The sequence below is a fragment of the Perlabentimonas gracilis genome (genome assembly GCF_011174675.1).
Lineage (GTDB): Bacteria > Bacteroidota > Bacteroidia > Bacteroidales > Tenuifilaceae > Perlabentimonas > Perlabentimonas gracilis.
The window spans coordinates 1-12,448 of record NZ_JAANIG010000061.1 but is presented as its reverse complement, the minus strand read 5'-3'; the positions used below and the strand labels follow the sequence as shown (position 1 = coordinate 12,448).

The window sequence follows — 12,448 nt, the reverse complement described above, 5'->3', positions numbered from 1 at the left end:
GCGCTTTATCATGATCAATCAGGGCACTAGGGATCGGGAGTTCTTTTACTTTAGGCTAAGGAACTATTTCTCTTAGCACCTCAAAATAATATTTAGCCGATTTTTCACAAGGTATAGTGCCAATTTCTGACTCTTTGTTGGGCATAGAAACTAATTGGGGTGTTCTCTCGTAGTAGAGTGTGATACTATTTGATGTTGGTTTACCATAAATTCCCAATGCTATGTACAAAACCATTGCAATTCATACCCGTTCAACCTACTGGACACACGTAGAAACCAATGAAGAGTCCAGCGTAGTTGATGCCGATGATTTGGCCAAGGAGATTGAGATTCAATCCAACAAATTTGCTGACGATGGCTATGAGGTAATATCTATAAATCCCATAACATCAGGAAGTTTTGCCAATGGCAATGGTTATGTGCATACCGAGAGCGTGGTGATTACTGCACGACTTGTAAAAAAGTAGTATAGGTTCAGGTGTAGCAGCGTGGCTTTCTCTAGGGGTTACCATTTCCTTTTCTCCTATAAACAATACCGATTGCTCGTGCAGCAGTTGATTTTACTTCTCGTCATTTCGTTCATATTGCAAACTAATCAACCTTAAGTTCGATATGAAAAAAATGATGCCAGTCTCTTTTGCTCTACTTTTTGTAAGCGCCTTTGCTTTTGCTCAGCCCATAGAGCAAACCCACAAAACCAAAGTAATGCCTTTGGGTGTATTTCATTTCAACTACCCAAACCTCGATGCGGTTAAGGTAGCCAAGGAGGATCAAATTTCTGTGCTTAATGAGCCCTACCAATCGCAAATACTCCACATTGCAAAGGCTATAGCCGAGTTTAAGCCAACCATTATTGCTGTTGAATCAAATCCTGGGAGACAGGCTAAAATGGATTCGCTTTATAGCGAGTATGTTTTAGGCAGATTCTCTCTTGGAAAAAATGAAATTTTTCAGCTAGGCTTTAGGCTAGCCAAAATGCAGGCACTATTGGCGTGCATTGTGTTGATGATATGGGAAAATACTACGAGCACGTGGGAGCTGTTTTTGGCGATTCTGTGCGACTATCGAAGTTAGAAGCATACAACGATAGCCTAATGAAGGCAAAAGGCTCTCAAGCAGCTAAAAAAGTTAATAATGTTATCGACGAATTAGTGCGCACAAACCAACCTGAGCACATAAAGGAGAGGCTGGGGGTTTACCTGTCGGGCTTATTTTGTTACGAGGAAACCGAAGGCGATTTTTGGGGAGTAGATTTTGAAACTAGCCGATGGTATAGCCGTAATCTCAGGATCTTTAGGAACATTCAGCGGATACCCCGTTCAGCCGATGATAGAATACTTCTTATTATTGGTGGCGAGCACCTCAATCTACTATACCCTTTCTTTGATGCATCGCCAGAGTTCGAGTTGGTTTCGGCATTGCCTTACCTAGAGAAGGCCAAAGAGGCATCGCTGCAGTAAGGGTTAACTTATGCGAACGCCCAATACCAGCATATCGTCAACCTGCTTCCTGTCGCCCTTGTACTCCTCAATGGTTGTTTGTAGTGTAGATTCCTGTTGCGGGCAATTCATTTTGTGAATGCTTAGTAGTAGCTCGCGAAAATTCTGCATCAGAAACTTGATGTTTTTGGGACCACCAAACTGATCGGCGTACCCATCGGAGTAAAGGTAGAGCATATCGCCCTTCTGCAGCTGAAATATTTTGTTGCAGAAGGGCTTGTTGCCAAGTACATGGTGCCCAATGGGCATTTTATCGCCCAGAATTTCAACCAGCGTGCTCTCTTCTTTCTGAGCTAGTCGGTGGTTTACTGATGGATCATTCATTTCAATAGCACCTCTTCTTACCACCATAGCAGAAAGGTAGGCTCCCGCAAACTCCATCTCAAGGCTATTTGGGTCAATTATGGCAATGGCCATATCCATACCATCGGCCTGATCGATCTTGCCTTTCTCCTGATTTAGCGACAGAAGTACCATATCGCGCATTTGCGATAGTATGCTGGCTGGTTTTATATTGGCATCGTGACTGGCAATTTCCCTTAGCAGGGTTATGCCCAGCATGCTCATGAATGCACCGGGAACCCCATGGCCTGTGCAGTCTGCAGCGGCAATTAAAATCTTTCCACTTGCAAGCTGCGAAGTCCAGAAAAAATCGCCGCTTACAATATTTTTAGGCTTGTACAGAACAAACGATTCCCATGGCAGCTGCTGCATGGTGTTTTGACTAGGAAGCACCGCGTTCTGAATACGGCTTGCATAGGTTATGCTGTCGGTAATAAGGCGCTGTTGCTCGGCAATTTGGTCGCGCTGGCGGGTTACAAAATCGCGCTGTTGTTCAATTTCCTCCTTCTGACTTTCAATTTCCTCCTTCTGGTTGCTAATCTCTATGTTTTGTTCAATCAGCAATTCGTTTATCCTGTTCTTTTCGCGGTATGCATAGAAAATGAAGGCGGAGAGTATCCCTGCAAGCAGAAAGGCTACCACAAAAAATATTAGCACAACCCTTTGCCTATCGAGCCTAGCCTCCTGTAGGGCTTCACGCTGTCGTGCAAGTAGTTCCTGCTCTTTTTCTCGTTTTTCAAACTCATACTGCATCTCCAGCTTGGCAATGTCGCTGGAGTTGAGGCTATCCTTGTAGTTCGTATGGTTTTTGAATGCGGCTAAGGCCTTGCCCATTTCGCCTATCTGCGAATAGATGCTCGACAGGCAAAAGTAGGCCTCGCTTATATCGGGAATAATCCTGTGCTTCTTTGCAAATTCAAGGCTTTGGGTAAAGTACTTATGAGCCAAGGTGGGATGGTTGTTGCGCATCTCAATTTTTCCAAGATGGCGGTAAAGCGAAGCTAGATCGAGGCTGTCGCCCACACTAGTTTTAAGCGCAATGGCCTCGTTCAAATGCTTGCGTGCTCTTTGGTCGTCGCCCTGATCGAGAAAAATAACACCAAGGCTAATGTGGTTTGCTGCCTGGCCGAAAATATTCTCGGTCTTTAAATTTATATCGAGCACCATTTGGGTGTACTCTAGCGCTTTGGAATAGTTCCCCAGCTTATGGTATATGCTTCCAATTTCGCTTAAGCTAAGGGTTACCCCCACGCTGTTACCTGTTGTTTGCTCAATGTTGCGGTAGTACTCCAAGGCCGATTCGGCGTATTGCATTGCCCTGTCCAACAGATCGAGCCTTTTAAAAAGCCGTGCAATGCCAAGTGATGTCCATGCTAAGCCCTCTTGCTCGCCAACCTCCTCGTGTATATCCATGGCTTTGAGGAAGTTTTCAATGGAGTGTTGGTACTGCCCAATAACTGCGTACACATTGGCAAGGTTCACCAGGGTTCGCGCAACCTCTGCCTTGCTGTTAATTTCTTTATTGATTTCTAGCGCCTGAAGATAGTAGTCGAGAGCCGTTAGGTAATTGGTTTGGAGCTGATTTACGTTGCCAATACGGTTAAAGGCAAGCGCTTTGCCAGCCATATCGTTTCGCTCGTTAGCAATCTGTAGCGAAACGGTAAAATGTTTGTTAGCCTGTTCAAACTTATTCTGAGTGTAGTATATGTATCCAATTTGGTGGTAAATGGCTTGAAGCTGGGCTGCATTTTTCGACTCCTGAGCAAAATCAATGGCTTGGTTAGCAAGGATTAATGCTGAGTCGGGATCCGACTGCGTATATATAATCGATTTGTTTAAAAGGCTATCAGCTGTACTGGTGGGGTGTTGCTGCAAGGGCGCTTGTCCGCTAGCATTTAATACAAAAAAAATCAGCAAAAAGTTGAGAAGTATTGTCTTAGTGCAACTAGCCATAAGGGGTGTGCCGGTTTTTGTGAATACCATTTGGTTGCTAAATTAAACTTTTTTACCGTTTCATATTACATAACCCTCGAATAATATGGATGAAAACGCTTTTTAAAAAGTAGATACTAATAAAACATTTTGTACTTTTAACCGTGAATAATTCTGCTTGGCAGATATTGCACTGGTTTTTAGTGGTTTTAGTTTAACAAATTCTAACAGAGTTACGGTATGGCTATCCGGTTTAAAATGAATATCAGAGCAAAACTTTTGGCATACGTTCTTGCAACTTCTATCTTGGTACTTGGTTTTATAGGTGCTTTTATTCAGTATAGAACCTATAGAATTGCCCTAAACGATGCCCAGGCTTTTGCCTTAAGCTCAGCGGAGAATGCAGCCAATATAGTAAAGTCGGAGCTGGAGTTTGACCTTGGCTTTACCCGTTCGTTGGCTCACTCCTTTTATGGCTATCATAAGCTTGATGACACTACCCGCGATAGCATCTATTTTGATGTAATTAGAAATCAAATTGAGCAAAACCCTCGCTACGCCACCATTTGGTATAACCTTGAGTATTGGGCAATTGACCCCACCTACAACAAGAACTTTGGGCGACGATCCATATCAACCTTTATGAAGAATGGGTATAGCCAGATCCAGATTGATCAGCGTAATATGACTGGTGACATAGTTGGTAGCGATTACCATAAGGCTAAGGTGAACAATTCTGAGCTGCTTTCGAACCCCTATTTCTACAAATATGATGGGGTGAATGAGGTACTAATGACCAGCGTTAGTGCTCCTATTCGGCATAATGGATACTTTGTTGGCCTGGCAGGGGTTGATGTTACCCTCGACAAGTTTCAGGAGACCATTAGAGGAATTAGGCCTTACAATAATTCTCAAGCCTTCCTGCTATCAAACAATAGCACTCTTGTTGCCCATACCAACGAGCTAAATCTGGGTAAAATATTTCAGGAGGTGTACCCCGAGATTGCCATGGAGCATAGGGTTTCAGAGAAAGTGCAGATGGGTATCTCGTATAGCTTTCGCTGGGATTTTGATGGTAAAGAGCATTTAGTTACCATTGCGCCTGTTGATGTGGGAAACTTTAACACCCCATGGTCGGTGGGTATTATTATACCTATGGATGAAATTATGGTTGAGGCTCATAAGTCAACAACGTATGGCTTGCTGGTTGCTGCCTTGGGCTTATTTATTCTTGTTCTGGTTTTATACTACGTATCAAAAATTATTACTAGGCCTATCATCCAAACTACTGCTGTGCTCAACGATTTGGCGCTGGGTGATATCGATAGAAATAAGGAGCTTAGAATTAATACTGGCGACGAGCTTGAGGATATGGCTCAATCCGTAAATAGGCTGATTGAAGGCCTTAACCTTACCGAGAGTTTTGCCCGTGAGATAGGTAAGGGTAATCTTGATGCTGAGTTCAAAATCCTTAGTAACAAGGATCTGTTGGGCACGGCCCTTATAGATATGCAAAATAGCCTGAAGCAGGCCAAGCAAGCTGAGGAGGAGCGTAAGCTCGACGAAAAGAAACAGAACTGGGCAACGCAAGGAATGGCAAAGTTTGGAGATATCTTGCGTCAGAACAACGATAACTTAAACGAACTGTCATTTAACACCATTCGTAACCTGGTTGACTACACCGAATCCAATCAGGGTGGAGTGTTTATTCTCAACGATAACGACAATGAAAATCCTTTCCTTGAGATGACTGCTTGCTATGCCTTCGATAGACGAAAGTTTATGGAAAAGTCCGTTGAGTTGGGTGAGGGACTTGTGGGTAGATGTTTTCGCGAGGGCAAAACCATTTACATGACCGATGTGCCAGCAGATTACATCACTATAAGCAGTGGGCTAGGGCAGGAACGACCCCGTTGCCTAATCATCGTCCCACTAAAGTATAATGATATGGTGCTTGGCGTAATCGAAATGGCTACATTTAAGGTGTACGAGAAGCATCAGGTAGAGTTTATTGAGAAGTTGGCCGAAAGTATTGCAGCAACAATTGCAAGCGTGAGGATTAATATTCGAACCACCGAGCTGTTAGCAAAATCGCAGCAGCAGGCCGAGGAGATGCAGGCACAGGAGGAGGAGATGCGTCAGAATATGGAGGAGTTACAGGCAACCCAGGAGGAGATGGAGCGAAAGCGTGCCGAGCAAGAAAAGATGCAGGAAGATTTTCAGAAGGAGATTATGTTGCTGAACGCGTTGATGAATAACATTCCCGATTACATCTACTTTAAGGACGAGAGCAGCCACTTTATGCGCATTAGCAAGTCGATGGTTAAGCTTTTTAATGCCAATTCACCCGAAGATTTGGTTGGCAAATCCGATTTCGACTTTCACACAAAGGAGAACGCCGAAAAGTTCTTTATGGAGGAACAGGAGATTATGCGTTCTATTAAACCAATTGTTGACAAGGTGGTTCAAGAAAAGTTTGATGATGGCCGTGAACAGTGGGTGTCGACAACCAAAATGCCACTATTTAACACAACCGGAGAGGTGGTTGGAACTTGGGGGATTAGTAAGATTATTACGGATTTGAAGCAAGCCGAAATTAAGGCTCAGGAATTGGCCTCGGAAGCTGACAAGCTAAAAGGAATGATTAATGCTCACGAGGGAGAGTATCAGGCTATTGTAAAAGCGCTCGATTCAACCACATTTGTTACTGAGTACACAATCGATGGGACTATCATCAGAATTAACGAGCCGTTGCAAACCATTATGGGTAAACCTTCCGAAGAGGTGGCGGGTAAACACCACGCCGACTTCTTCCGCACCAAAGCCGATGACGATGCATCGTACCATGATTTTTGGGACGACCTTCGGAGAGGAATTGTCCGTCAGCGCGTATTCAAGGGATCTGTTGGGGGCTCAAGGCTTGTGCTTAACGAAACCTACTCGCCCGTTAAGGATAGCGAGGGGAGTGTTGAGAAGATTATTGCCATTGCTGTAAGAGGATAATAGATGGCCAAAAGAATAGAGATATATAATACCTTTGAGGAATCCGAAGAAAATACTCATCGAATTAACCTCAGCTTATCTTATTGGCAAAGGTGGATTAAGGGTATTGAACTCTCCGAATTTGCTTTAAAGTGTGTAAATGAATCCTCGGTGGTTTATTCCACAAAATCAGGAAGCCATCAGTTCAATCTTTTCCTGCCAAAGAATAAAAAAGAATGAAGCTTGCATCCTTCTTTAACTCAATAATTGATTGCTTTAACAAACACAATGTTAAACATTTAATCGTTGGAGGACATGCCGTAAATGTTTATGGGTATATAAGGTCAACTGCCGATTTGGATATTTGGATTGATAAATCTGACGAAAATCTTGAAAACCTACGACAAGCATTAGTCTCATTTGGTTATCCACAAGAGCAATGTCAACAAGGGATAGATGAGATAAGAAATAATAGAAATATTGGAATTTTTGATGATGATGATAATAAAATTGATCTAATCCAGCTATACTCTACACGCTTAAGTTTTAGTGAAGCGTATAGTCGAAAACACTCCATCGACAAGGGAGATGTAACTCTTCACGTTATCTCCTTGGATGACTTAATAGGCACGAAACTATCGGCAGGGCGCCCCCGCGACCTAGACGATGTTAGGGAATTATCCAGATTACGGAGTAATGAAGAAGTATAAATATTTACAAATTAATCATTCCATAAAGCATCCTAATCTCCTCGGCCCAAAGGTCGGGCTCTATGGTTTCCAGCACAATGGGGATATTGTCGAACCGCACATCGTTCATTATCCTTTTAAACACATCAATGCCCAATAGGCCTTGGCCTATGCTGTGGTGCCTATCTACCCGGCTACCCAACTCCTTCTTGCTGTCGTTTAGGTGCATCCCCATTAGCTTGTCAAAGCCAATAATTCTATCAAAATCATTCCAAGTTGCGGTGTAGCCCTCTTCCGATTTAATATCGTATCCCGCCGTAAATGCGTGGCAAGTATCTATGCAAACCCCAACTCGCGATTTATCCTCAACCCTATCGATAATATATGCCAAATGCTCAAAGGTATAGCCCAAGTTGTTTCCTTGTCCCGATGTGTTTTCAATAACCGCTTTTACTCCCGTTGTTTTATCAAGCGTTATGTTTATGCTTTGGGCAATGGTGTTTAGGCATTCCTCATCGCTTACCTTGCCCAGCGAGCTGCCCGGATGAAAGTTTAGCCTATCGAGACCCAGCTGCTCACAGCGCCGCATCTCGTCGAGAAAGGCAGCGCGGGATTTTTCCAACGCATCTTTTTCAGGATGGCCAAGGTTTATGAGGTAGCTATCATGAGGCAAGATATGCTGGGGCAAATAATTATACTTCTCGCAGTGCTCTTTAAATTTCCTAATGCTCTCAGTTGTTAGGGGCGGGGCAACCCACTGCCGCTGATTTTTGGTAAAAAGTGCAAAGGCTCTGGCTCCTATCTGGTGGGCATTAATGGGGGCATTCTCAACGCCCCCCGCTGCGCTTACGTGTGCTCCAATGTATTTCATAGTAATTTTTTTTGCAAGCATAAAGATATAACAAACCGTATGAGAATAAAAATGCTATCGCTATGGCAACCCTACAGGGTGATTCCAACGCTATGCATCACCTACGGAGGCAGGTGTTTTACCCCAGAGGGGTACAATATTTATGGAAAATGATTTGGTTTCTGTTGTTGCGTCTCGCTATATAACTCTACCGTTACTATTTTATCGTACTTGTGATTTAATGTGTGCCATATCGCCCGCAAAATATCCGCCCCAACAACATCATTCACAACCATTTTTCCATATCTTTGCAGCGTAATGGTTCCAACTAGGCTTTTTAGCCTCTGGATTAAAAGGGAATGCCGTGTAAGTCGGCAACAGTTCCCGCTGCTGTAAGCTTCATTAACCAAAGGGTACCCCAGCCACTGTCCCGCCAACCGGCGAGATGGGAAGGCGCCCCAAAGGGAAGTAAGTCAGAAGACCTGCCATTAGTTGCCTCAATTCAGATACGCTTTCGGGATAAAAGCGCGGATGAGAACCTCAAAGTCCACATCCAACTCCCCAACGGTGTCTGCAACAAGGCAAATAATTAATGCCTCAGGTGGCAAGGGTTTACGGTCTGCCATAACTTGCGCCCTTGCCCCTGTTTTGAACTTTGTTATACTATGCAGAATAACTGGCCATATGGGATATTACTATTAGCACTAATGCTCCTGAATGCACTAGGGGCGTTTGCGCAGCACTTGCTATCCGATACCATAAGCCTCGAGAGCGTAACTGTTTACCAACGAAGGCAGGCCAGCGGTTTGCAGACTGGAATCAAATCTATATCCATAGATACTCTTGTTATTACTGAAAAACAAGCCTTAAGTCTAGCCGAGCTACTGCAGGAAAACAGCCCAATCTTCATAAAAACCTATGGGCGTGGTGCGACGGCAACGGCATCTCTCCGAGGAACAAGTGCTTCGCATACCAAGGTGTATTGGAATGGACTTCGAATAAATTCGCCCATGAGTGGCGAGGCCGATTTTTCCCTGATTCCTCTCTATTTTATTGATGATGTTGCCATTCACTTTGGTCAGTCATCGATGAGCTTTGGAAGTGGAGGACTGGGAGGCTCGGTAAGCCTCCAGAGTACACCCAATTGGGGTAAGCAGTATGGGGCAAAAATTTACCAATCCGTTGGCAGCTACCAAACCTACTCCACAGCAGCCATATCAACCTATGGCAAGGGTAAGGTGAAGGCTCAAACCCGACTATTCCGCGAGGCATCGGAGAATAGTTTTAGTTACAGGAACATTGCAAAAATTAATAAGCCTACAGAGATACAACAGAATGCCGATTATCTGAAGTATGGTGTTCTTCAGGAGGTTTACTTTAGGCAAGATGAGAATAGTATGCTATCGGCAAAATTTTGGGCACAACAAACCGATAGGGGAATTCCGCAGCTTATGACTAGCTTTTCGGCAAGAGAGATTAATAGGCAGCAGGATATCAACCTTAATTCCATAGTGGAGTATCGGTGGGTAGGAGAGAAAGTGTCTTGGAGGGTAGCTTCGGGGCTATCGCACATGAATCTCACCTACGATTTTAGTAAGCTGTCGGTTGAGGGTAACCCATTGCCAGTGCTAAGCACAAGCAGCAAGTCATGGAGCTGGTACAACAGGGCATCGATGGATTGGATTACAAAGGATTGGATAACCGTTAATATCCAGGCCGAGGTGAACAGGCATTGGGTCCAATCCTCCGAGGCGATTGTAGGTAATGGATATGTTGGAGATCAAACGCATGGCGCCATAAGAGCCACCCTAATGGCAACGCCAACGGACAGACTTTCCCTCACAGCTCTTGTTGGCGAGGAGGTATTTTCAGGTTTTTATACACCACTGTCAGCCTCAATCTCTTTTAAGTATAGGCTATTACACGAGAAATCTCTTTTTGCGAATGGGGGGTATTCGCGTAATTTTAGTTATCCGTCGCTTAATGATTTGCACTGGCAGCCAGGAGGTAATCCTAACTTGAAGCCCGAAGATGCACAGTCGTGGGAGGTGGGGTTACAGTATCAATTCCAATACTCAGGATCACAGCTAAATGTCGATGCGAATCTTTTCTCTTCAAATATTAATAATTGGATTATGTGGCTTCCGCATCTTAAGGGTTACTGGGAGCCTGTAAATCTAACTCAAGTTGAGGCTAAGGGAGCCGAGGCTTCTTTATCATTAAACCAGAAAATTGGTAAGGTAACACTAAAAATGAGAGGCAATTACAGTTATACTAAGTCAACCATCGAGAATGCTGGTGGGGTAATGCGCCCTGAGGCGCACGGCAAGCAGATTCCTTTTATACCTATTCATTCGGGAGGGGTTTCAATTAACGCATTATGGCGTAACCTTCATGCAGTATATTCTTTTACGCACTTCTCCGAGCGATACACCACCACTAGTAATAACCCTAATTCGGTTCGTAAGCTATATCCATACTATATGAGTAGTGCGGCTGCAGGCTGGGATTTTACTCTATACAAAAAGCCAATGGGAGTTCAGCTTAGGGTCGATAACATTTTCAACGAGAGCTATCAAACCATACTTTGGCGACCAATGCCGGGGCGCAATTACAGCTTTACCCTTAGAGTTGAATTATGATGATAAACGGGTTATACGAACGTATAGGTAATCGAAAAGTGCATTTAACTATGTTCTTTTCCTTGATGATTATTGTTTTTGCAACCCTACTCTCGGGTTGTATGAATGATGATGTTTTTCCAGTAACTCCTGTTGATCTCTTCGGGAGCCGAGGTGTTTTTATTATCAACGAGGGCAATTATCTGTACGGAAACTCTAGCCTAAGCTACTACGATATTGTATCGGGCGAGGTGGTGAACGATATTTTTTCGCTGGCCAATGGTGTACCGCTGGGAGATGTGGCGTACACCATGGCCTTGCACAACGGTAAGGGTTACATTGTGGTAAATAACTCGGGATGCATTCACGTGGTTGATGCCAACACGCTGCTGCATGAGGCAACCATAGAGAACCTACCATCGCCCCGCCATATGCTTTTTATTGATAACGAATTGGCTTTGGTAAGCGACCTGTACGCTCGTGCCATTAGCATAGTCAATACATCAACGTATCAAGTAGAGGGAATAATTAAGACGGGCGATTCATCGATGCCCTACTATCGCCATTCGTCGGAGTATCTTTTAAGGGTTGGCAATAGGGTGTACACCAATTCATGGAGTTACGATAATCAGGTGTTGGTAGTAGATTTAGAGCAGATGCAGGTGGTTGACTCAATTCGCGTAGGTTTACAGCCACTGGCTATGGTAAAGGATATGAACACCAACCTTTGGGTAATAAACGATGGAGGCTTTGCTGGTAGCCCCATGGGAACAGAGGTTCCATCGCTAGTGATGATAAATACCGTTACCAACACGGTGGAGAAACAATTTAACTTCTCGTCAACCACCGATGCTGTTGGGCAAATGGCAACCAATGCTGCAGGCGATTCGCTATACTTTATCTGCAACCATCTTTACGTAATGAGCATCTACGATACTGAGTTACCAGCCGAACCCCACATAGCACGAAACGGAAGAACCTTCCGTGCGCTTGGTGTTGACAAACAAACTGGCGATATATACATATCCGATGCAACCGACTTTATGAGCGAAGGCAAGGTTTATCGATTTACACCAAAAGGCTTACCTATTGATACCGTTGGGGTGGGAATTATTCCGGGCAATTTCTGCTTTAACTAGCGTTAGCCAACCCTTCGCGATGCTGCTATAAATATAATTAGGGGTATAATGGTTAGCCCTAGCACAACGAAGGCAACCCAAGGCTGCAGCTGCTCAGGCGAGATTATTATATTCAGTCCAACACCAAAAAAGATGAGCACAATGATCATCTTTAAATACCTAAGAAAGCGGGTTGACAAAGTGTATTGCCTTAGCGCATTTTGTTCAGTAATTTTTACAGGATAGTTTAGCAGATGCGGATATCGCAGTAGTTGCCCAATGCCTATGTAAAGCAATGTGGACAACATGCATAGTACTGTATTAGCCCCTTAAATCATCGGACGAGGATATAGATTAAAATCTGTACTTTTATGATGATGAAAAAACGAAGTTTTACCAAGGAAGAGAAGCTGCG

Annotated in this window: 8 protein-coding genes, 1 pseudogene and 1 riboswitch; of the genes and pseudogenes, 6 read left to right on the top strand and 3 right to left on the bottom strand. The window is 43.9% G+C overall.

The window, feature by feature from the left end; translation table 11 throughout:
- Positions 1-221: 221 nt before the first annotated feature.
- Both G8O23_RS16335 and G8O23_RS17750 read left to right on the top strand, forming a co-directional pair.
- Positions 222-467, top strand: coding sequence for a hypothetical protein (locus G8O23_RS16335; protein ID WP_166366821.1), 246 nt, complete (start codon positions 222-224; stop codon positions 465-467).
- Between the two features lie 145 nt (positions 468-612).
- Positions 613-1,460, top strand: a pseudogene (locus tag G8O23_RS17750) (DUF5694 domain-containing protein).
- 3 nt (positions 1,461-1,463) lie between these two features.
- Here the strand turns inward: G8O23_RS17750 and G8O23_RS16320 are convergent.
- Positions 1,464-3,824, bottom strand: a complete 2,361-nt coding sequence (locus G8O23_RS16320) for a tetratricopeptide repeat protein (RefSeq protein WP_166366815.1) — start codon at positions 3,822-3,824, stop codon at positions 1,464-1,466.
- Positions 3,825-4,013: 189 nt separating this feature from the next.
- On the opposite strand from G8O23_RS16320, the gene G8O23_RS16315 reads away from it, so the two are divergent.
- Both G8O23_RS16315 and G8O23_RS16310 read left to right on the top strand, forming a co-directional pair.
- Positions 4,014-6,776 carry a PAS domain-containing protein gene (locus G8O23_RS16315; protein ID WP_166366813.1) on the top strand — a complete coding sequence of 921 codons (2,763 nt, stop codon included), beginning with the start codon at positions 4,014-4,016 and terminating at the stop codon, positions 6,774-6,776.
- A gap of 215 nt (positions 6,777-6,991) precedes the next feature.
- Positions 6,992-7,465, top strand: coding sequence for a nucleotidyltransferase family protein (locus G8O23_RS16310; RefSeq protein WP_166366811.1), 474 nt, complete (start codon positions 6,992-6,994; stop codon positions 7,463-7,465).
- 4 nt (positions 7,466-7,469) lie between these two features.
- Here the strand turns inward: G8O23_RS16310 and nfo are convergent, their stop codons facing one another.
- Positions 7,470-8,315 carry a deoxyribonuclease IV gene (nfo, locus tag G8O23_RS16305; protein ID WP_166366809.1) on the bottom strand — a complete coding sequence of 282 codons (846 nt, stop codon included), beginning with the start codon at positions 8,313-8,315 and terminating at the stop codon, positions 7,470-7,472.
- A 281-nt stretch (positions 8,316-8,596) separates the two neighbouring features.
- Positions 8,597-8,798, top strand: a riboswitch (cobalamin riboswitch).
- 161 nt (positions 8,799-8,959) lie between these two features.
- On the opposite strand from nfo, the gene G8O23_RS16300 reads away from it, so the two are divergent.
- Positions 8,960-10,936, top strand: a complete 1,977-nt coding sequence (locus G8O23_RS16300) for a TonB-dependent receptor domain-containing protein (protein ID WP_166366807.1) — start codon at positions 8,960-8,962, stop codon at positions 10,934-10,936.
- 50 nt (positions 10,937-10,986) lie between these two features.
- On the top strand, positions 10,987-12,054 hold the full coding sequence (locus tag G8O23_RS16295; RefSeq protein ID WP_166366805.1) for a YncE family protein: 1,068 nt from the start codon (positions 10,987-10,989) through the stop codon (positions 12,052-12,054).
- 2 nt (positions 12,055-12,056) lie between these two features.
- On the opposite strand, the gene G8O23_RS16290 is transcribed toward G8O23_RS16295, so the two are convergent.
- Positions 12,057-12,341, bottom strand: coding sequence for a hypothetical protein (locus tag G8O23_RS16290; RefSeq protein WP_166366803.1), 285 nt, complete (start codon positions 12,339-12,341; stop codon positions 12,057-12,059).
- Positions 12,342-12,448: the final 107 nt, after the last annotated feature.